The 22388-nt window shown below is 40.2% G+C and carries 13 protein-coding genes; 9 read left to right on the forward strand and 4 right to left on the reverse strand.

Annotated elements, in window-relative coordinates; all coding sequences use genetic code 11:
* Nucleotides 1–24: 24 nt before the first annotated feature.
* Complete coding sequence (ppsA, locus tag CWC29_RS19320; protein ID WP_128727066.1) at nt 25–2400, reverse strand: phosphoenolpyruvate synthase; 2376 nt, start codon at nt 2398–2400, stop codon at nt 25–27.
* Nucleotides 2401–2543: 143 nt separating this feature from the next.
* Between ppsA and ppsR the strand changes: the two genes are divergently transcribed.
* A complete protein-coding gene (gene ppsR / locus CWC29_RS19325; RefSeq protein ID WP_128727065.1) occupies nt 2544–3353 on the forward strand; it encodes a posphoenolpyruvate synthetase regulatory kinase/phosphorylase PpsR in 810 nt (269 codons plus the stop codon).
* A gap of 31 nt (nt 3354–3384) precedes the next feature.
* Here ppsR and CWC29_RS19330 read toward each other — a convergent pair whose 3' ends face one another.
* Nucleotides 3385–4740 carry a class II 3-deoxy-7-phosphoheptulonate synthase gene (locus CWC29_RS19330; RefSeq protein ID WP_128727064.1) on the reverse strand — a complete coding sequence of 452 codons (1356 nt, stop codon included), beginning with the start codon at nt 4738–4740 and terminating at the stop codon, nt 3385–3387.
* A gap of 2430 nt (nt 4741–7170) precedes the next feature.
* On the opposite strand from CWC29_RS19330, the gene CWC29_RS19335 reads away from it, so the two are divergent.
* Nucleotides 7171–8037, forward strand: a complete 867-nt coding sequence (locus tag CWC29_RS19335; protein ID WP_138523618.1) for a DNA replication terminus site-binding protein — start codon at nt 7171–7173, stop codon at nt 8035–8037.
* Nucleotides 8038–8841: 804 nt separating this feature from the next.
* Here the strand turns inward: CWC29_RS19335 and CWC29_RS19340 are convergent.
* Entirely contained in the window at nt 8842–10056 is a 1215-nt protein-coding gene (locus CWC29_RS19340; protein WP_017216875.1) for a hypothetical protein, read from the reverse strand.
* A gap of 702 nt (nt 10057–10758) precedes the next feature.
* Between CWC29_RS19340 and CWC29_RS19345 the strand changes: the two genes are divergently transcribed.
* The 6 genes from CWC29_RS19345 (at nt 10759) to rmuC (ending at nt 18904) form a co-directional block, all read left to right on the forward strand.
* Nucleotides 10759–11991 (forward strand): AAA family ATPase, encoded by a 1233-nt coding sequence (locus CWC29_RS19345; protein ID WP_128727062.1) that lies wholly within the window; start codon nt 10759–10761, stop codon nt 11989–11991.
* A 13-nt stretch (nt 11992–12004) separates the two neighbouring features.
* Entirely contained in the window at nt 12005–12967 is a 963-nt protein-coding gene (locus tag CWC29_RS19350; RefSeq protein WP_128727061.1) for a ParB N-terminal domain-containing protein, read from the forward strand.
* Nucleotides 12968–13137: 170 nt separating this feature from the next.
* Nucleotides 13138–16230, forward strand: a complete 3093-nt coding sequence (locus tag CWC29_RS19355) for a DEAD/DEAH box helicase (RefSeq protein ID WP_128727060.1) — start codon at nt 13138–13140, stop codon at nt 16228–16230.
* 234 nt (nt 16231–16464) lie between these two features.
* Nucleotides 16465–16668, forward strand: a complete 204-nt coding sequence (locus tag CWC29_RS19360) for a hypothetical protein (protein WP_138521346.1) — start codon at nt 16465–16467, stop codon at nt 16666–16668.
* 5 nt (nt 16669–16673) lie between these two features.
* Nucleotides 16674–17360, forward strand: coding sequence for a response regulator (locus tag CWC29_RS19365; protein ID WP_128727058.1), 687 nt, complete (start codon nt 16674–16676; stop codon nt 17358–17360).
* 62 nt (nt 17361–17422) lie between these two features.
* Nucleotides 17423–18904 (forward strand): DNA recombination protein RmuC, encoded by a 1482-nt coding sequence (gene rmuC / locus CWC29_RS19370; RefSeq protein ID WP_128727057.1) that lies wholly within the window; start codon nt 17423–17425, stop codon nt 18902–18904.
* A 74-nt stretch (nt 18905–18978) separates the two neighbouring features.
* Here the strand turns inward: rmuC and CWC29_RS19375 are convergent, their stop codons facing one another.
* A complete protein-coding gene (locus tag CWC29_RS19375; RefSeq protein WP_128727056.1) occupies nt 18979–19464 on the reverse strand; it encodes a hypothetical protein in 486 nt (161 codons plus the stop codon).
* 358 nt (nt 19465–19822) lie between these two features.
* On the opposite strand from CWC29_RS19375, the gene CWC29_RS19380 reads away from it, so the two are divergent.
* Nucleotides 19823–22366, forward strand: a complete 2544-nt coding sequence (locus CWC29_RS19380) for a TonB-dependent receptor plug domain-containing protein (RefSeq protein WP_128727055.1) — start codon at nt 19823–19825, stop codon at nt 22364–22366.
* The last annotated feature ends 22 nt before the right edge of the window (nt 22367–22388 follow it).

The following is a 22388-nucleotide window of genomic DNA, read 5'->3' on the forward strand; positions in this document are numbered from 1 at the left end:
ATGTGTTACATTGGGGCCATTAAATTATTTATTAAACTTCTCAGCTAGATAAAGCCACGTTTCAAGTACTGTATCAGGGTTAAGTGAGACAGAATCAATTCCTTCTTCAACTAACCAAGCTGCGAAATCTTCATGATCCGATGGGCCTTGACCACAAATACCTACATATTTGCCCTTCGCCTTAGCGGTTTGAATTGCCATTGAAAGCAGTTTTTTGATAGCCGGGTTTCGCTCATCAAATAAATGTGCAATAAGGCCAGAATCGCGGTCCAGACCAAGTGTTAATTGGGTAAGGTCATTTGAACCTATCGAGAAGCCATCGAAATATTCTAAAAATTCTTCAGCAAGCAGGCAGTTTGATGGCAGTTCACACATCATGATGACTTTTAGACCATTCTCGCCGCGTTTTAGACCATGAGCTTCAAGAATTTCAATAACTTGAGCTGCTTCTTCTAGGGTACGAACGAATGGGATCATGATTTCAACGTTAGTTAAATCCATCTCATTACGAACACGTTTGATAGCTTCACACTCTAATGCAAAACACTCTCTAAAGTCTTCGGAAATGTAACGGGATGCGCCGCGGAAACCAATCATTGGGTTTTCTTCTTCAGGCTCATACTGCTGACCGCCAACCAAGTTTGCATACTCGTTTGACTTAAAGTCAGACATGCGAACGATTACACGCTCCGGAGCAAATGCCGCACCTAGCGTAGAAATACCTTCAACTAGCTTGCTGATATAGAACTCTACTGGTGATTCATATCCTGCGATTAGCTCTTTAATTTCAGCCTGTAGCTCTGCATCTTGCTTATCAAAATGAAGTAGTGCTTTAGGGTGAATACCAATCATACGGTTGATGATAAATTCAAGACGCGCAAGACCGATACCTGCATGTGGTAACTTCGCAAAATCAAATGCGCGATCTGGGTTACCTACGTTCATCATTATCTTCATCGGAATAGTTGGCATTGAATCGATGCGAGAAGAAATAACATCGAATTCAAGTTCACCTTTATAGATATAACCTGTATCGCCCTCTGCACATGATACTGTTACCGTGTCGCCATTAGTGATCAAATCGGTTGCGTTACCACACCCAACTACTGCTGGGATCCCTAGCTCACGAGCAATGATTGCTGCGTGACAAGTACGACCACCACGATTCGTTACGATAGCAGAGGCACGCTTCATGATAGGTTCCCAATCAGGATCCGTCATATCAGTAACAAGTACATCGCCTTGCTTTACCGAGTCCATTTGATCAATTGAAGACAGGACTTTAACTACGCCTGAACCAATCTTATGACCGATTGCACGACCTTCAACAATAACTTCAGACTTTGACTTTAGCTGGAAGCGCTCCATTACGTTCGCATCTTCGTTTGAACGAACGGTTTCTGGACGGGCTTGAACGATATAAAGCTTACCGTCATTACCATCCTTCGCCCATTCGATATCCATTGGACGACCGTAGTGCTTTTCGATAATAACAGCTTGTTTTGCTAATTCTTCTACTTCTGCGTCTGTAATCGAGAATTGGTTAGATAGTGCTGAGTCTACATCAACAATCTCAACTTGCTTTCCGTGAGACTCATCACTTGAGTAGATCATTTGGATTGCTTTTGAGCCTATATTTCTCTTAAGAACTGCAGGTTTTGCTTTTGCTAGAGTTGGCTTATGAACATAAAATTCATCTGGGTTCACTGCGCCCTGAACTACCATCTCACCTAAACCATAGCTAGAAGTAACAAAAACAACATCTTCGAAGCCTGATTCAGTATCTATTGAGAACATAACACCAGACGATGCTTTGTCTGAACGCACCATACGCTGAATACCGGCAGAAAGCGCGACGCCTCTGTGATCATAGCCCTGGTGTACTCGATAAGAAATAGCACGGTCATTAAATAGCGAAGCAAAAACATGCTTGATGGCGACCATTACGGCATCTATGCCACGAACGTTTAGGAAAGTTTCTTGTTGGCCAGCGAAGGAGGCGTCTGGCATATCTTCTGCTGTTGCTGATGAACGAACAGCAAAGGAGACATCTTGGCTTGCGTCACCGTGTAACTGGCTATATGCCTCACGGATTGCTTTATCTAATTCTGGTTGGAATGGTGTATCGATAACCCATTGTCTAATTTGGGTGCCGACTTTGGCTAATTCGTTGACATCGTCAACATCGAGAGTATCTAGGATTGAGTGGATTTTTTCATTGAGGCCTGACTGCTCAAGAAATTCATTAAACGCATCAGCTGTTGTTGCGAATCCACCAGGTACTTGTACACCAGCGTTAGCAAGGTTAGATATCATTTCACCTAGAGAAGCGTTTTTACCACCAACTCGAGGTACATCTTGCATACCCAACTCTTGATACCAGAGAACGTAGTCTTGCACGGAACTGTCTCCAAAACAAATTGTATTAAATGTGAGAGATTAATTGACCTTTCCACTTGGTCAAGGGCATTCTACAACGGTAAGGCAGTCTTCGTAAACCGCGATGGCTTATTTTCAACAATTTCTGAATGAATAATAGCAAAATGAGAACAGCATTTTATATTTCCGATGGCACCGCTATCACCTCTGAAGTGTTTGGTCACGCAACGCTTTCAATGTTCCCTGTAGAATTTAATCACCAAACGATACCGTTTGTAGAGACAACAAAAAAAGCAAATGAAATCAAAAAATTAATAGACTCTGTCGCTGAAAGTTCAGGTGAGAAGCCGTTGGTGTTTTTTACATTCGTTAATCCAGAATTGTCCGATATTATTTTATCGTCGCAAGGGGTTTGTTACGACTTTTTATCTTATGCGAGCGAAATAGTAAAAAGAGAGCTAAAAGTTCAGCCGGTGCCCAAAATGCACCGCACGCATAGCATTCACGAATCTTCTTATGATTTTAGAATAGATGCAGTTAACTACGCACTTGCAAATGATGACGGCGCAAATATTAAAGATTATGACGAGGCAGACATCATATTGGTAGGTGTCAGCCGCAGCGGTAAAACGCCAACTAGCTTATATTTAGCATTGCAATATGGGATCAAAGCCGCGAATTACCCAATGACGGAAGATGATTTAGAAAGTGGAAGACTACCTAAATGTTTGGATAAATATAAAGGTAAGCTGTTTGGTTTAACCATAGAGCCAGAAAGGTTAGCTGCAATAAGGCAGGAGAGGATGGCAAACTCAAAGTACGCATCAATCAGACAATGCCGTATTGAAGTCAAAGAAGTTGAGATGCTATTTAAAAAGAATAAAACGCCTTACTTGAACAGCACACGTTATTCCGTTGAGGAAATATCAGCAAAGATTATTTCTGAAACAGGTCTAAAGCGCCATAAGTACTAAAAAGGCCGCAATGCGGCCTTTTGTTTGTTATTTATACTGTTTTGCGAGCATCTTTAAGTAGATCTGCAACTAAAAAGCCTAGCTCTAAAACTTGGTCTGCGTTTAGACGCGGATCACACTGGGTGCGGTAACGCTGAGATAAGTCCTCGTCTGATAGACCGTAGGCACCGCCAACACATTCAGTGACGTGTTGCCCTGTCATTTCTAAGTGCACACCACCAGGATAGCTACCCTCAGCTTTATGCACTGCGAAGAACTGACTGATTTCTCTCAGGATATTGTTAAAACTACGTGTCTTATATCCAGTCGTCGCTTTTTCAGTGTTTCCGTGCATCGGATCCGAAGTCCAAATAACTTTGCGGCCTTCTTCTTGAATTCTACGAACTAATTTAGGCAGCTTTTCCGGCAGCACATCTGCACCCATGCGTGTGATAAGTGTTAGACGACCAGGAATATTATCAGGGTTAAGCGCATCGACAAGTTTAATTAACTCATCTTCTTGCATCCCAGGGCCAACCTTTACGCCAATAGGGTTTTTAATACCACGGAAAAATTCGATATGAGCGTGATCTAATTGACGAGTACGTTCACCAATCCAAACAAAGTGAGCAGAACAATCGTACCAGTCCCCAGATAAGTGGTCTCGTCTAGTTAAGGCTTCTTCATAACCTAACAATAGCGCTTCGTGTGAGGTATAAAGCGGAGTTTCCTTCAGGCTTGGTGCTACTGTTGAATCAATGCCACAAACTTCCATAAACTCAAGTGCTTCTTGAATACGCTCCGCGAGTTGTTGAAATTTGTCTTTTAACGGATTTGCAGCTACGAAACTCATATTCCAGCGATTTACCTGATGCAGATCTGCAAGACCACCCTGTGCAAACGCGCGAAGTAGGTTAAGTGTTGCTGCAGACTGGTGATATGCTTTCATCAATCTATCAGGATCTGGGATACGTGCTTCTTCCGTAAACTCAAAACTATTAACGATATCACCACGATATGAAGGTAAAGAAACACCTTCAATAGTCTCGAAATCTGAAGAACGGGGCTTAGCATATTGCCCTGCCATTCGAGCAATCTTAACTACCGGGCATTTACCGCCATATGTTAATACGACAGCCATTTGCAAAAGTGTCTTGAACGTATCACGAATATTAGCGGCACTAAAATCTGAAAACGATTCTGCGCAATCACCACCTTGCAATATAAAAGCTTTACCTTCGCAAACATCTGCTAGGCTTTTATACAAGCTTCGCGTCTCTTCTGCAAAAACGAGCGGCGGTGCTGAATTTAGTTCTTTTTCAACTGATTTTAACTTCTCTGAATTTGGGTATTCAGGTTGCTGTAAGATAGGTTTATCTCTCCAGCTATTTGGGCTCCAATTAGCCATTGTATTTTCCTCATTCCAATATGTGTTACCACCATTGAACAGTACCCCAAGCCCCCTTATTCATCAAGGAAAAACTTTAGTTTGTTTTGTTAAAGAACACATCATACATTATATAATTTATTATAATGACACTTTAGCTAAAACTGTTTTACAAATTAATCACAGTACTAAGCTTCTTAAAATAAGGTGATTTTTAATACATCTTTCCAGCTAGCAAAAAAGCAGACCTAAAGTTGGCAACTATCAGACTTTTATCAGCTGATCTTTATTCGCTATAATGAGTATCATCAGGCATTTAGAGTGAATTGAAGACCCTGGAATCGATATCAAATATAATCTTGTCGACATCTTGTTTTTCACTTTGAGTTCCTTGATTAGAGGTCAGTTCAAGAATTTGAGAGCAAGCGGGCTCCTACCCTACCTCTTCAGCAAATCATCTTACAGAGCATTTATATACAAAGACGACACACTGACTTTAGCTTATTATTATGTTAAATTGATGTTTGTTTAAGTTCAGACTAGTAATTCTTCAAGTCAGCTATAAGTCACTGGGTAGTGACTCGTCGTATTTTATGAGTAGGAAGGAAGCAAGAAAAAATGAGTCTATAGTGATTGCTATGAGTACTAACCACATGTGCTATATAGTTTTTGGAAGCATTAACACGTATAGGTACTTCAAACAGCCCTCTCCTCCAATGAGAGCTCAATGCTGAAAAATAGGGGAGATTTCTCTTTAGTGCGCTGGACTATTAAAATAAGTTTTCTTGATTAAGCTATCTTATTGAAACAACGAAATCTCGCCGGGTAACACAGTGCTTAACTAATAAGTAAAGTATTCTACTGTCAAAAAGGTGGTATTGATTACGCAGTACTACTGAGTTTACTCTTGCCCCTCATTCTTTTCTCGATATCTAACACAACGACCTTTATTCTTACAGCTAATCACTTTGCCTAAAATAATTAGGCATAAGGTTACTCGCTTAATTGCTATTTTCATTTCCAAAACTCTCACTAGTTTCTGGCCAGTTAATTTCAGAGATATTGTCCCATGAGCAGTTAGCTCATCTAGCTTGACTCGTTCGCAAACAAACTGTTCAAACGCTTGAAAGATCTCTGTCTACTTCACTCTTCGACGATCTGACCATGAGCACAAGTGTAAAAACTATATGATATTCAAATAACCAAAGAACATGAGATGTGTCTTCTATCTACTTGTGTTTGTCCGTTATTTTAACTTCACTACAAATCGAGTACGGCATTGACATTAGTATTTGTTCCGGTGAAGTTTGAATAACAGTAAACAATCACAGAAGTAGCTGGTTTAGTTATTATAAAGTTAGTACTAGCACTGAACATGTGCATGTAGCAAAATAAACTTGTCTTTTAATCGTCTTCGTATTTTAGTCAAGTACGACTGAAAATGTGCGGATGTTACTCGAAGATTCATAGCCCAGAAAAAGAAGTGGTCCGGTTATTCTCTTAGAAAGTGAAAAATTAAATTCAGTATTTTACTCTATAACTTAGCCAACCCCTTTGAAGGATCCCAAATGATAGTCATCGCAAAGTAAGTGCACACTTATCAACCATCTATCATCTTCCCTTCCTAGCCTAACTAGAATCTATCAAACCTTCATGTCTACGAAAAAGTACAGTCGAAACAAAATAAGTGAGCACTTACAAAGGCTTTTCGATACCAAAACCTTTGACTGTAACAAGACAATGCGAGAATCAACAAGTTGACTTTAATTTATAAAAAAGAGTATTATCGCGAGATAAAAAAGAACACATCATACTTTTTTTTAAAAAGTATAAAATTAGCATTGGATTTAAAATTTAATCAAAGAGTTGTCAAGTAACGTTGTCATTCTGAGTGGTTTCTAGCCGCTGCTTTTTAGTCAGTTAATATTAACTCCCTCCAAAATTTATCAAAATCTAATTTTATAGGAGAAATCCAAAAAAATTTGATATAATTTATCCTACCTATAAAGAACACATCATACAAATTGAAGTAAAAAAATTCCAGCTCCACAAAACTAATTAGCAATTTCATCAAAACGACATAGAATCACTTTCCTATTTTTAAATTCACTAGTTGATATTTTATTCTCTAAAAACCTAGACGCTCCAAATAAAAGCTTAATAAGTGAAAATAAATATGAGCTAACAAAGTATTTCTGATATAATTTGAACACACCTTAGGGAACACATCATACTTAAAAGTTCAACAAACATGTGCATCATCACAAAATACCCACAACTAATTGATCAAATAACTAAGTTCTTAACACTGATCTTCTAAAACGATATCTAGCTTAATTTAGCAAACGGATATGGTTAGTTTGTTCCATTAAATACTCGTAATAAAATCACTTAGCGAGATATCATTATTTTTGATATAATGCCAAAGAGATATTGAGAACACATCATACAATGAATAAATTTAATATACGTTCAACCTTCGACATTCTTAACGAACACATTAATCAGCTATGCCAGGAATTAACAGAAGCTGATATTAAAAAGGCAACTTTTTACGAACTACCAGATATAAAAAAACAAGATGAAGAAACCGCTCCAACAAATATAACTGTTAAAAAAATAGAAGGCGAAAAAGCACTCTCTAAATGTTTAGATGCTTATCGCGACCTCTATTTAAACGACCGAGAAAGCGGAAAGTTGTTGCAAAGGTTTCCTGGTCTTTTGTTAGTCAATGACCCTAAAGAAGTTATCAAGTCTAGGGTGAATGCAGTGAATCTTGCCAAAGAAAATTTTAAAAATGCTATTTTGGAAATTTCTAACAATGATGCCAGATTCGAAGTTGTTCATAGTGCAGTTCCTAACTTAATGACTTTAGCTGCCTATCGAAAAATACATAGCGAATCCGAAGCTCCCTATTCCGTTCGATTTACTTGGATGAAAAAACATGCAACCAGAGTTTTGAGTAAAGAACTTGCTATGGAGATGTTGAATCGCTCTTCACTTTATTCAAATCCAAGGATGATAGATCAGGAAAAGTGGCAACAACTTGTAGAACAAGAAAAATATAGAGTTTCTAGTCTATCAGAAAATACAAAACTCAGAATTAGAAGGCCAACTCGAGTAACACCTGAGGTGAATGTAAGATATACAGCTCAGAATCGCTATCATGTGAGTGCCGCACTTCCATTTATACTCTTTAACCCGAATCCAGACACTAAACTTGGAGAGCTAAGTCATTTTACACAAAAAGATGATCATCCAAGAAAGCGAGAGTACAACTTTCTAGTCGATAGAATTTATTTAGAGAAATTTGAATAATAATAAGGTAATTCATACGGAATCTGACGGTAGCAATTAATTTAACATAATCTTGTTAAATTAGTATAGTCCATGCAAGCGCTAACTGACTTGTCCTCATTATAGTATGATGTGTTCTATACACTTTAAAACTTATACCAATTAATTTAATTAAGTGATCTCTTTTGAGGCGAAGAAAATCTTGTCGATAACACCATTACCGCGTCCAGCTATCGCCAAGGTACTTACATCCATGTAGGCAAGGCGGGAATTTTACTATTTAGTTGTTCTAAATGAGAAATTTTTAACGCAGTTAGCAACAGATTTGCTCCTTCAAATTGAACAAGTATCAAGACTACTTGGTATTATAAGACTATAATGAAATCGTTATCTTCACAGATTAAGTACTAAATTTCTTCAGGTTAAATTTTGATTTATCATTACGTGTTAAGCTCTGAAATAGCTTATCGCCTACGGACTCGCATCTAGAAATCACTAAAAAATCAACTTCTGTTGGATAACAGAGTTTTTCTATTTTATTGTTCTAAATAGGAAAATTTGAATTATCGATATACTTATTAGATCTCCCAAGGACTAGAGAATTGACTTGATCCGCTGATGTAGTTTCAGGATATATTGATGGCAGTATTTTTTCACCGCAGAAAATTTCAAGAAGACTTTTAGCTCTTCAGACTCCATCTTTTTGAAGAATTGGGTGGCGATAAATTTCGCTCGGAAAGTATCCTCCGTTGAAATAGAAATTAGCTTTGATACCAAAGTTCTTTATTTTGGCTAGAAATACTATCCTAGCCAAAACAGAAAATCTTATTTCTTAACGATTTCTTCTAATGTATCTTCATCAATTACTTCAACATTTTCGACGATACGTTTACCACCTTGAATTTCGATACGTTTATGGTGTTTATTGAGAGCCAATATTTCGTCACAGAATTGAGCAGATGGGTGCATTTCGTACACATAATCAACGATTTTTCCGGATTTTTCATCCTTAACATTTGAAATGTTGTATTCGGATATTGCCCCTTTCTCGATCAAATCTTTCATTGTTGTGGTCATATCACGACGAAGTGCCTTCAATTTATTCTCTGTAATTTCATCATCAGAATAAATTGAGCCGTATTTTTCCATAATTGAAATTAGGCGAAAGTGATAAGTTTTACCTGGGGCTGCATAACGCCATAGATGATACAAACGTAGCATCATCCAACGAGACAAACCACGTTTTAACTCTTGAGCACTGTTGAAATAATAACCTTTATACTCCAAGTTATCGATCATGTTATGAACAAATGCATTTAAACATGCAACACATTTGATGTTCCCGCCCTGCCCTTTTTTTCCACTAAAGTGTAGCGACGACAGAAAATTCATGTTTGATTCGTAAAATGAATCATCAATACTTGGGTTTTTAGTATCGGTGGCCGTATATTTGAACGAAAGTTTAGAACCTTGAAGGGCTTCCAAAGATTCTTTAATTTGCGGATAAGGCATTGATTGACCAACAGCTTTTAATTCTTGAGCAAGCTCGTTCATTGAAAAAATAACTGCGTATTGAATACCGGACTTAAAATTTATTTTAACAATCTTGCCTTTGGAAGCTAGGCGGATCAACGCGCGCTCGACCTTTTCTTCGCGGTCAGATGGCCAAACTAAAAACTCTTCGTCATCACCGTCTTTTTTAGTACTAACAACAGCAGGCGTAATTTTTATCTCACCTTCGTATAGAATACCATCTACTTTTTCAGATATTTTTCTCGTTACGATCGTTTTTTTAGGCGCTTCTTCTAACGGTAATTTTTTATGCCCCGAACGAACAAAGCGTCCCCATAAATCGTAATGATTAAAGGTGTTAGAATAAGCTCTTAACCCATGGGCGGCATTTTCTAAAGATACTCGAACATCTTTATTATCCGTAAACAACGCCAAACTTTCGTTATCGATTGCACTTTCTACACCATGGATCTGTCCACGAAGTGAATCAGGCAAATTGTCAACAGAGATGTTCACCTTCCGGCTCATTGTTTTACTTCCAAATTTTCATGACGTCTAATAACAACATATTCGACAGAAAAAGTTAATGATTAAAGTTAGTAAAAAAGTGATCCGAAGTAACTTTTTTTGTTGGGATCATTGTTTTACTAGGTAGGGCCTATTTTCAGATCAAGTTTTTACTAACTAAGGTAAAATTAACGCTGAAAAACCTTTGATTAAGGCTTATTTAGCGGACTTACAACGACAAACCTGACGTACTTGTGGAAAACTCCACCATTAATTAGTAAGGATCTGATCTATGCTAAGTAGAGATCAGATCTATACATACCTTAAAGCACTTGATCTTATACCATCTGTGCATAACAGTTTGATCTTACTTAGTAAAAATTTGATCTCCAGAGGCATAACTGTGAATAATTATGTGTATAAGCTGTTTATATATAACTTTTTGAAATAGTAGTTAGTAAAATTTCGATCTCGGAGTTATAAGAGATCTGATCTTAACCTAGTAAAAAGTAGATCTATAAAAAACAAAAAAAACGATGTAAAACAGTTGGATAGCGTATAGTTTCCTTACCTTAGCCTTTAATACCTATATATTTAACCATATCTAAACTTTCTTATTTATACTTAGATGTAAATCAAAATTACAAATGTCTTTGTTTTTTTGTGTTTACAGCAAAATATATGGACATTATAATATTCGTTATCAAATAAAGGATAATGTGTATGTCTATAAATAACAATGCGCTATCAACGTACCGGCTGTTGAAAGCTACGGCAGAAGTAGCTGAACAATCACTTGCTGGTCGTATTCAACATTATAGAGCTCATCTTAAAACTGAAGAAAAAGAGCTCAGAACTTATACGCAAAAGGCTGCCGCAGATCTACTTGGTGTAAATAATAGAACACTAAAAAGACGTCATGACCAAGGTGACTTTGATACCATTAATATAAAGAAAGGTGCAAACGGTCATTATGCATACACATTAGCAAATATCTTCGCTATGGCAGATGTTCTGGGTGTAAATGCAGATCAACGAAAGTCTAACGATAAATTACAAGTCATTGTGATCAATAGTTTGAAAGGTGGTTGTGGTAAAACAACAAGCTTGGTGAATATCGCTGCGGCACTAGCTACAACTAATATTAAGCGCTATCGCATTGGGATCATTGATCTTGATCCACAGGGATCATCATCAAGCTTTTTTCCATCGAATGATCATGAACCGATCACGGTTGGTGATCTAATGAGAGATTGCATTGAATTAGATGAAGGTGAAACATGGAAAGATCTTGTCTCTAACTCATTCCAAGAAACCCACATTCCAAATATTCGTGTACTACCTTCAGGTATGGATGACTTTTACTTTGAACATGAAACAGCAACAGAGTTAAAGGAAAGTTCAAGCTACGAAAAGACACGTCATTACCATAAGCTTAAAGAGAAGGTTATAGAGCCCGTACAAGACGAGTTTGATATTATCCTAGTAGATACCGCACCTTCTCTTAATTTTATGTTCTATAACGCATTGATGGCGTCTACGGCGATGTTAATACCTGTACATCCAGAGGCTGTTGACTTCGACGCTAACAATAAATACCTGAAGCGTCTTGGTGAAATATACCATACTGTTGCTGCTCTTGGTCACGAAGGCTGGGACTTTATGCAATTTTTAGTCACTAACTATGTTAAAGGCAACCATTCTCAGCGTGATATCGTTAAAGATGTACGTAGTGCGTTTGGCCGTCAAGTAATGAGCTATCCAATCAATCACAGCTCTGCAATTACGGCGAGCTCTTCATCATTTAATACAATTTTTGACCAAAAGACTTCAGATAGTTTAGCAAGTCGTGAAGCATTGCTAAAAGCGCAAGAAAATATCAAAGATGTGGTTGATGAATTAGAGATGCTGATCCGTTCAAATTGGCCTTCAACACAATCTTCGCTAGCAGAATAAAAAGGTATTAATAATGGCTAGAAAACGTAAAAATGATACACGAATAGATCCTTTTGCTACTGCGGTTGAGGGGAGTAGTCTCGACGATCTTTTAGATCAGGCTAAAGTAGGCGACGTGGTTACTATGCCTGCGCCAAGCGATCCGACAAAAACCATAGTACTAACCTGTGAAGTAGTGCCGTTTAGTGAAATTGAGAGTAAAACCACCGTATATGGGCAGAATCGCCGCGAGCAATCTTTATTAAGCGAAAAAGCAGTCGCAGATATATTACCTGCCATTAAAAAAGATAAGCGAAATCTCCACCCTGCTCTATGTTGGCATCACAACGGCAAACTTCACGTTTTATCAGGCTCAAGACGCCGTAAAGCCTGTTTGCTGGCCGAAGCAGATTATGTGGTGTTGAGCTCGAAAGACTTTAGTGACGAAGATGCAAAAACATTAGCGGTATCTTCCGATCAATACATCGCTCCAAGCCTTTGGGAGTTAGGTAAAGCTTATTTTGACACTAAGCAAAACTTGATCGAGCAGGGCCAAAAAGGATCGTATCGAGAAATCGCAGCCGTGGAAGGCGTTTCTCACACAGCTATTGCTGATGCGTTGAAAGCTTATGAAAGCATTCCGGTCGAAGTATTACAGTTGTATCCAACGGCAAATCATTTGGGTCGTGAAGCGGCTAAAAAGCTCATTACTGCAAAGCAAGAGCAGCCTGACCTGTTTTCAGAGCAAATTGCTGCGCTTAAAACGCAAGACTTTATGGCAGAAGAGATGTCAGATGAGAAACGTGCTGTTCAGATCACTAAATTCTTAACTACATTCGGAAGTAGCGATTCTCGCGTCGAATCCATGTTAGAGAACGACTACATTCGAGTGCAAAGAAATCTAAAAAGCGGTGATGTTACCGTGAAAATAGATAATCGAGTATTGACTGATAAGCGTTTAGAGCAATTGCAAAAGTTGCTAAGCAGCTATAACTAAGGTTCGTACAAGAATTGCTGAGTTGGTTGAATTATCAAGCAACTCAGCGCTTTTTCTACCCAGTTGACCTCCAACCAGTGCTTTTTTAACGAATTTCTCGCATTTCTCTCTTTAGCTCAAATCACTAATTTCATATACTGGCTCTTTATTTCAATTTTGACGTGCATTTAATGTCTTCGCAGTTATCTAAAGAGCAACTTTTCGCTTTATTTGAAGAAATCAAACAGGAACAAGCTAATCAATTTCCTTTGTCTGAACGTTTTCTTCGTCAGTACTTCAATTCAGCTTTACTTACGAAAGCTAAGGAGTATTTACAAGACGAACAAGTCTGCTACCTCCAACACAGCGAAAACTTTGCGCAAATTGACGCGCAGGTATTGGGAAATTATGGCAATACCTTCACTCAACACATCAAAATAAACCAATCACAAGGTACGGTTTCGGTTGAGGCAAACTGCTCTTGTTCGAATAATCCTAAATGCCGACACATTGCTGCAGTATTGCTAAAACTTAAAATCGAACATTCTGGCGGCTTTGGTGAAGCCTATTTGGTTAATGATTGGTTTAATGAACTCGGGCAGTTGCAGCAAGTAGATAAAGCAGACGCGGAAAACGTCTTGCTCTTCGTATTAGAGCCTCGGGCAAACGAAGTCCTTGTAAACCCTAAGGTATCGCCAAATCGGCCCGACGGTGTTTACCCTCTGGGTCGAGTGCTAACAGAACAGCAGCTCAATAGCCAAGTTGCGCCAGCTGGCTTACTAGAAAACGATTTCCGCTTGTTTAGCTGGATCCGCTCGCAAAACACACCAGGCCACTTTGAGCTATTTGGTGCTTGGGGTTTCAATGCGCTAACACAATTGGTACATACTCACCGCTGCTTTTATCGTAACCAGCGCCAACCTTTGGAGCTTGGACACAAGCAAACGCTAGATTTTTATTGGCATCAAGAAGGCAATGAATACCAACTTAAAAGCCGCCTTGCGAATGTTGAGCATTGGCGCTTGATTAAAACAGAACCTCCTGTGTATTTAGATACAGAGAACTTGATCGTTGGCCGAATAGAGTCAGAGCTTACCGCGCAGGAAATCGCCCACCTTCATACTATGCCTACAATAACGGCAGAGAAGCTAGAGCAGGTGATGGCGCGTTTCCAAGATATCTTTACGGATGATGTCATTGCGCCTCCTGCTGGATTTTTGCAGTTAGCGAGTAAGCAATCTAATGTCGCTAAGCTTATAAAACTAGATAGGCCAAATAAAATTCGCTTTGCAATTGAGCCACTTGGAAAAGGCGCGACGAAAAAGCAGTTAGCAAGGTTAGAGCAGGTACTTACAGGTCTGGGTTTTGTTCATGAGGGCGACGAATTCTTATTACCAACCGAGGATGGCGTTGAAGTCCATTGGTTTAACAGGGAGATCAGGCCGCTTTTACAGGGTAAACGTTGGGTTGTTGACGAGTTGCCAAGCAATGGCCTTGTTGTTACACCAAAAGTGCTGTTAAGCCTCAAACGAGATAAACAACATCATGTGCTCGGAAAGGTGATGTTAGATGACAAGCCCGTTACGCTCAACTGGGATAAGCATCCGGTTCATGAGCTTAACAACCTTGCCCATGAATATCGCTACGTCGAAATCGGTGAGCAGTTCTACGCCATAAGCAAGTCCGTATTTGATGAATTGCTGGAGCTTAAATCTCGTTTTAGTTATTACCTTTCAAGCTCACAATTTAAATTTCCGTTGTCGTATGCCAAAAAGCTGTTTGAACTGGACCATATTCATACCGACTCTGACGATCACAAGCTACTTGAGTACCTCGCTGAGCTAGATAAACCGATAGAAAGTCTTGAAGTGATCCCAGCCAGCGAAGGGCAGAGCTTCACCCTACGAGATTATCAGGTGCAAGGCGTTAATTGGCTTAAGTTCCTCAATCGTCATCAGTTAGGTGGCATTCTAGCCGATGATATGGGCCTTGGAAAAACACTTCAGGTTATTGCTTACTTTATTTCTCAGCATAATACGCTGGTGACACAGCCAAGTTTAATTGTCTGTCCAACGAGTTTAGTAGGGAACTGGCGTGACGAATTTAAGCGTTTCGCTCCGCATTTACCACTTACTATTATTCATGGCTCTAATAGAGAGGAAGCACTCACTAACCTCTCTGGTGCGCGATTTATTCTAACGACGTATCCGCTACTTAAGCGCGATGTGGCGTACTATAAAGGGCTTGATTTTGATTCCATTGTGTTGGATGAGGCGCAATATATAAAAAACGAAAGCGCACAAATATCTAAATGCGTAAAAAGCCTATCCGCCCGTTTCAAGCTTTGTTTAAGTGGCACACCGGTAGAGAACAACTTACTCGAGCTTAAATCGTTGCTTGATTTTGTGATGCCAGATGTGCTGGGCACCAAGCAACAGTTTAAGCAACACTTCCAGATCCCAATTGAAAAGGAGCAAGATCGCCCTCGAGCTCGAGAACTTAGATCGCTGATCGCGCCGTTTATTCTTCGTCGTACAAAAGCTGAGGTGGTGAAAGAGCTACCCAATAAGACAGAGCTCATCAAAGAATTAGAGTTCTCTGATGAACAACATAAATTATATCAAGGTGTTCAGCACCAAGTAGAAAGCAAATTGCTCAATCTATTTCAGGAGCAAGGTGTAGAAAGAAGCAAGCTGGCGTTCCTCGATGCCTTGTTAAAGTTACGTCAGATCTGCTGTCACCCACAATTGGTCGATAAATCGCTGACCGACCAACACGGCGCTAAATTTGAGTGGCTTGCGCAACACCTGCCTGTGCTACTCAGTGAGGGGCGTAAGATAATTATCTTCAGCCAGTTTACCAGTGTGTTAGATCTCATTGCTGAGCAGTGCCAACAGCAACAGTTGAAATATACTATGCTGACAGGGCAGACGAGGCAACGGGATAAAGCCATTGAGGCGTTTACTCAAGGCAAATGCAATGTCTTTTTGATAAGCCTAAAAGCAGGTGGAACTGGTTTGAATTTGACTCAAGCAGATACGGTTATCCATTTTGATCCTTGGTGGAATCCTGCGGTGGAAAATCAAGCGACAGATCGTGCCTATCGTATCGGACAAGATAAGCCGGTATTCGTGTACAAGCTGATTATGGCGAACTCTATCGAAGAGAAAGTGTTTAAGATGCAACGCGATAAACAAGCCCTTGTTGACGCTCTGTTTGCTGAGTCTGGCGTTAATCTTGGTCAGTTTGATGAGTCACAGATGCTCGCGCTGATAAAAAATTAAAAAAATTTGGAACTAATCAACAAAGCTGAAGGTCTATGATAGTGCTTGTTGTGGCATTGTTGATGCAGTGAGCATATGTTGATTTTCCCCCTTTGTTACTGATTGTAATAAGCCAGCTTAATTAAGCTGGCTTTTCTTTTGATAAAAAAACATCATTCACTCCATTTTTATTCCATAATCTCACGCTTTAATAGCTATAACGGAGAAACGCCATAGACTAATTAGGATAACGTTATGCTTTGCAACGATGCGACAATTTCACACTTAAACTTTATTGAGACACAATCAGAATCAGACTATGATCTACTTAATGAAGTTGCGAGTTCAGACGACTTGTCTAGTATACTTACCATGTTACTGTTCGATGACACGCTTTCAGACAAATTAAAGCGTCAAGTTAGACATCAATTGAAAAAGTTAAAAGCAAAGAGTAAATAAATCCTATGTCTACCCCATCAAGAATCTTGCTCGTCGAAGACGACCAAGATATTGCAGAGCAGGTGCTGTTATTTTTTAGAGCATCCGGTTTTGAAATGTTTCATATTGCAGACGGTGCAGAAGTTGTGCCCTGGGTAAAGGTAAACCAACCAGATGCGATCTTGATGGATATTATGTTGCCGAACCAAGATGGCGTAGAGTGTATGCGTCAAATTCGAGAGTTTTCTGAAGTACCTATTGTGATGCTGACTGCCAAAGTGGCAGAAGCAGACCGTTTACAGGGCTTAGAAGTCGGCGCAGATGACTATGTATGTAAACCTTTTAGCGCTGCTGAATTAGTGATGCGTATGAAAGCAATCTTACGCCGTTGTGTAAACTCCAATGCGTATCAAAAGCCTATCGAAGTAAATCGCGAAGAATTAACGGTTAAACTGAAGGGCAGTACATTAGGCTTAACCAAAGTTGAGTTTGACGTCTTTGCACTTTTATATGACGCACCAAATCGTGTCTTTTCAAGACAGCAAATTCTTGATTATATTCAACCGGATAACTTTGATATTTCGGATCGCGTAATCGACAGCCACATTAAAAATATCAGAAAGAAAATCAAAGGATTAGATTTATCTCCGAAAATTGTAGAGTCGGTATATGGCGCCGGATATCGCTACAATGGTCAACAGATCACTGAATGACTAAGTGATTGAAATTTATATCTAAGGTATTATCAAAGCAGAAGAACCGATGAGATCTCAATATGCTTTGGTCAATGCTCTCTAATACGCCTGCATGGTTTAGTCTTGCGCTATTCGCAGGCGGTGCGGCTACTCTACTCCCCGTTGTTTGGGTCATGCGTAGCACTTTCAAAAATCAACTCAATACTCAACTCGCCTCCGAGCAAGCACTTAGGTCACAACTAAGCCAAGCCGAGCAACTCGCTGAGCAATTAAGAGCGCAGCAACTACAAAGTCATGGCCAACAGCAGCAATTGCAAGCAAGGTTAGCTGAGCGTCAACGGCAAGCCGCTGAATATCAGCAGTTGTGGCAGCGAGAGCTCGATGCTAAGGAAGAAATTCAAGTGCATGCTCATGAGTTAGAAGTTGAAATGGCCAATCTACAAACCTTGCTGGAGCAAAAGCAACTAAGCTTTGAGCAGCAGCTTGCGCAGCTTGAACAAGCGAAAGTCCAGCTTAAAGAAGAGTTTCACAATCTCGCGAATCAAATATTTGATGAGAAAAGCGAGCGTTTTAGTCATCAAAGTAAAGAAAAAATCCAGCAGTTGTTGCAGCCAGTACAAGGTGAATTAAAGGGCTTTAGAGATAAAATGGAAGCCATTCATAGTGAAGAGCTGAAGCAACGGGCGTCATTAAAAACTGAATTGTTGCACTTACAAGCCAACAATAAAGCCATGACTGAGCAAGCAGATCGTTTGACCACCGCATTACAAGGGCAAAAGAAAGCACAAGGTAACTGGGGCGAACTCATGCTTGAAAATGTGCTAGATAGCGCTGGGCTACGTCCGGGGTACGACTATCAGCGAGAAGTAAACTTTAATACCGACGAAGGCAAGTTTCGCCCTGATGTCGTGGTTTACTTACCGCAATCTCGTCATCTGGTAATTGACGCTAAAACCTCATTGAATGCCTATACACGATATATCAACGCCATAACCGATAGTGAAGCGAATCAAGCCATTGTGGCACACACCGAAGCCATCACTGCAAGGATCAAAGAGCTGGGTAGTAAATCTTATGAGCGCTTACCTGGTCTTAACTCCCCAGAGGTGGTCATTATGTTTATCCCTGTGGAATCTGCATTTGTTGAGGCGGTTAAGCATAAGCCAACACTTTATCAGGATGCTTTACAAAACAATGTATTGGTAGCAACGCCAACAACACTTTTAACCAGTCTTAATATAGTCAAACAGCTATGGCGTTTTGAAGAGCAAAGCAAACACACCAGAGAGCTGGCGCTCCGTGCTGAAAAGTTTTATAACAAGCTCAATAGCTTCCTACATAGTATGGAAGGCGTGGGCAAACAGCTTGATAAAGCAAAAGAGAGCTATGAACGCGCGTTTTCTCAGTTGTATATGGGTAAAGGCAACTTAATTAAGCAAGCCTCTGAATTTAAAGAGCTAGGTGTTGCTGTAGTCAAAGAGCTACCCGAAGAACTCGAAGAAAAAGCCAAACTTGAGCTCGAGCCGGTAAGTCAGCTTGGCAATCACGACAGCTCGAAATAACCTTTGAAATCCAAAAAGCAAAAAAGGCCCATTGGGCCTTTGAACGAAAGATAAAAGAATTTAATATCAGATGATTAAGGTGCCTTGCACTTGGCATAGTCGCTGTGGCGTGGCGTATCCGAATACAAGTGCATATAAAGCGCAAATTGGCTGACATCACGCCAAACATTGCTACTGGCCGGTGGGCATAGTGATTGCTCGATATAACCCTTAAGTGCCTGTCCCGTTAATGCAAGTTTAGTCGGGATACGGATAAACACATTGATGTCATCTTTACTGGTTTTTAAATGTGAGAACTGCCAGCTTCCAACCATATACTGTTTGGTAAAGTAGCGATTGATACGCATTTGGGATTCTTGACTAAGCTGCTGAATGGGTGCTTCAGGCATTTCTGTGATAAGTGCCCATGCACTGACCAGTGAAATCATAGTGGCTAGTACAAAAGTCCAGATCACAGCTGGCGATAGTTTATTTTTTGGCTTTATTTGAAGTTGCTGTTGGTTCGCTCTAGATTCAACAATTTTCAACCATTCAGCATGTTTTAGCGTCCGTTGTGTCATGGGTACTCTCCGTTTCTGCATGCTGGTATTTAAGCGCTTCAATGTGGAGTAAAGATGGAGTGAATACACATCAGACCAGAGTCTTATGAAGCATAAGGTAGATCTAAAAATTCTTTATTATCAATGAAAGAATAATTCTAAAATCCGCATCCTTTCTGATATGAGATTACTTAATCTTAAGCTGGTATTGAATAAGTAAGTACCAACATTGTAGTCGTAAGTTGAATAGGTATCGTACTGTATTCTGTGTTATTTACTGGGGTACCTTGTTCAGTCTTGATTTATCTTCATATTGACTAAATTAAGTAATAATCGGTCTTTTACAGACTCTGCGTTCAACATATTCACGGGACAAACTATGCAATTTATTAATAACAAGCTGGAAAACGCTGTTCGCAAGCCACTCTCGTTGGCTGTCGGTGCTGCGCTTCTTTCAACTATTTCAATTCATGCGCAAGCGGAAAGTAACAACACTGAAGCCAAAGAAAGTGTTGAAGTCATCGAAATCACTGGTACGCGAAGAAGTCTTCGTAGTGTTGCTGAGAGTACAGTGCCGGTAGATGTCATCTCTTTAGAAGATATGCAAAGTACAGGTCAGCTGGAGCTGAGCCAAGTACTCACTACGCTCGTACCTAGTTTTAACTTCCCAAATTCAACGCTGGCGGATGGTACGGATCACGCTCGTCCGGCAGTGCTTAGAGGTTTAGCACCGGATCACACCTTAGTGCTGGTAAATGGTAAACGTCGTCATGCCGGCGCATTATTGAATTTAAACGGTACTGTTGGTCGTGGTTCAACGGCGGTTGATTTAAATACCATTCCAGCTGCTGCGATTAAGCGTATAGAAGTCTTACGTGATGGTGCTGCTGCTCAATACGGCTCAGATGCCATTGCTGGCGTTATTAATATCGTGCTTAAAGATGCCGAAGAAGGCGGTAGTATTAGCGTGACCTATGGTGAGCATGATACACAGATGGCAGGTGTACCTGATTTATTACAAACTCGTGCAAACGCAGCAGGCGATTTAGACTTTGTATTAGGAGATGACCGTAAGCGTAATGATGGTGGTACTACAACAATTGGTGCCAACATCGGTTTTGCTTTAGGTAATGATGGCTTTATTAATCTGTCTGCTGAATATAGAGATAAAAAACCGACTAATCGTTCAGGCTTCGATCCAAGAGAGCAATATGCTCGTGATGAAAATGACCAACTTGACTCAAGAGAGTTTTCATTCGATCGCTACAACCACCGTTTTGGTAAAGCCGAAGTGGAAGACTTTGCACTATTTTATAATGCGGGTTACAGCTTAGATGCGGAAACCGAACTTTATTCATTTGGTAGCTACTCGACACGTGAAGGTAACTCCGGTGGTTTCTATCGTCGCGCAAATGACAGTCGTAACCTAACAGCGGTATACCCAGATGGGTTCTTGCCTCAAATCGTCAGCGATGTAGATGATTACTCGTTTGCGCTTGGTGTCAAAGGCACTCAAGGTGAGTGGGATTACGATATCAGTACAAACTATGGTGTGAATGACTTCGCTTTGGGTGTCGTAAATAGTTTGAATACTTCGATGGGGGTAACAAGCCCGACTGAGTTTAATAACGGCGCTTTAGTCTATTCACAGTGGCTCGTGAATGCTGATGCTAAAACGGCATTGGATTTAGGCTTACCGGATGACGTATTTTTCACTATTGGTGCAGAATATCGCCGCGAAACTTATGAAATTGAAGTCGGTGAAGAAGCGTCTTACCTCACCGTGCTTGATGCAGAAGGCAATCCCGTTGCGGCTGGTGGTGCGCAAGTACTCGCTGGTTTCTCACCAGCAAGTGCTGTCGATGAATCTCGTCATAACATCGCTTTATTCGCAGAGTTTGATACCTACTTAACACAGGACTGGAACGTCGTCTTGGCGGGTCGCTTTGAAGATTACAGTGATTTTGGCAGCACTTTCACCAGTAAACTGGCATCGCGCTATGTGGTGTCGGATAACTTTTCACTACGTGGTGCAGTAAGTACAGGTTTTAGAGCGCCTTCATTGGCTCAAACGTCCTATAAATCAATTGCTACGGTATTTGAAAATGGCGTACCGAGTGAAGTTGGTCACTTCCCTGTTGATACTCCTGCTGCAAAAGCGCTGGGTGCTCGAGAGCTTGAGCCGGAAGAGTCGGTCAATATGACGGCGGGTTTTGTTTTTACATTGGATGCGTTCTCATTTACCGTGGATGCTTATCGCATTGACATCGACGATCGCATCGTACTTTCTGAGAACTTGGGTGGTCCTGAGGTCATCAATATTTTGCAGCAAGCGGGTGAGCTCAATACGCAAAGTGTAAGGTACTTCACGAATGCTATCGACTCGCGCACTGAAGGTGTGGACATCGTAGCGACGTATAGTTTTGATCTTGCCGACTACGGTGATCTGCGTTTAAGTGCCGCGCTAAACATCAATGACACTGAAGTTACGCATGTAAAAGCAAATCCTGCTGAGCTTGAAGCCCTTGGTGACAGCTACGAGTACTTTGCTCGTCGTGAAATTGCACGATTTGAAGATGGAACACCAAAAGACAAATGGAACTTAGCTGCAATTTGGCAATTTGGTGATTGGCAGACGACATTACGTGCCACACGCTATGGTGAAACGGTAGATTCTTCGAGCGCAGTAGAAGGCGATGAAGTATTAGACGCTAAATGGATCACTGATCTAGAAGTGGCTTATAACCTCGGTGACCACTGGAAGTTTGCAGTAGGCGCTAACAATCTATTTGATCAATATCCACAAGATACCGTTAGTAATATTGGTTATACAACGTTTAATCAGATCTTCCCGTACTCTGCGTTTTCGGCATATAACACCGATGGTCGTTTCGTGTATGGCAATATCAGCTATCGTTTCTAAGCAAGCATAGAAAGACAAAAGG

Source organism: Pseudoalteromonas galatheae (assembly GCF_005886105.2).
Taxonomy (GTDB): domain Bacteria; phylum Pseudomonadota; class Gammaproteobacteria; order Enterobacterales; family Alteromonadaceae; genus Pseudoalteromonas; species Pseudoalteromonas galatheae.

Excerpts from the sequence above, each read along its gene's own strand:
- rmuC (WP_128727057.1), top strand. The coding sequence starts at position 17,423 with ATGCTTTGGTCAATGCTCTCTAATACGCCTGCATGGTTTAGTCTTGCG.
- CWC29_RS19335 (WP_138523618.1), top strand. The coding sequence starts at position 7,171 with ATGAATAAATTTAATATACGTTCAACCTTCGACATTCTTAACGAACAC.
- CWC29_RS19330 (WP_128727064.1), bottom strand. The coding sequence starts at position 4,740 with ATGGCTAATTGGAGCCCAAATAGCTGGAGAGATAAACCTATCTTACAG.
- CWC29_RS19355 (WP_128727060.1), top strand. The coding sequence starts at position 13,138 with ATGTCTTCGCAGTTATCTAAAGAGCAACTTTTCGCTTTATTTGAAGAA.
- CWC29_RS19360 (WP_138521346.1), top strand. The coding sequence starts at position 16,465 with ATGCTTTGCAACGATGCGACAATTTCACACTTAAACTTTATTGAGACA.
- ppsR (WP_128727065.1), top strand. The coding sequence starts at position 2,544 with ATGAGAACAGCATTTTATATTTCCGATGGCACCGCTATCACCTCTGAA.
- CWC29_RS19345 (WP_128727062.1), top strand. The coding sequence starts at position 10,759 with ATGTCTATAAATAACAATGCGCTATCAACGTACCGGCTGTTGAAAGCT.
- CWC29_RS19365 (WP_128727058.1), top strand. The coding sequence starts at position 16,674 with ATGTCTACCCCATCAAGAATCTTGCTCGTCGAAGACGACCAAGATATT.
- CWC29_RS19375 (WP_128727056.1), bottom strand. The coding sequence starts at position 19,464 with ATGACACAACGGACGCTAAAACATGCTGAATGGTTGAAAATTGTTGAA.
- CWC29_RS19340 (WP_017216875.1), bottom strand. The coding sequence starts at position 10,056 with ATGAGCCGGAAGGTGAACATCTCTGTTGACAATTTGCCTGATTCACTT.
- CWC29_RS19380 (WP_128727055.1), top strand. The coding sequence starts at position 19,823 with ATGCAATTTATTAATAACAAGCTGGAAAACGCTGTTCGCAAGCCACTC.
- CWC29_RS19350 (WP_128727061.1), top strand. The coding sequence starts at position 12,005 with ATGGCTAGAAAACGTAAAAATGATACACGAATAGATCCTTTTGCTACT.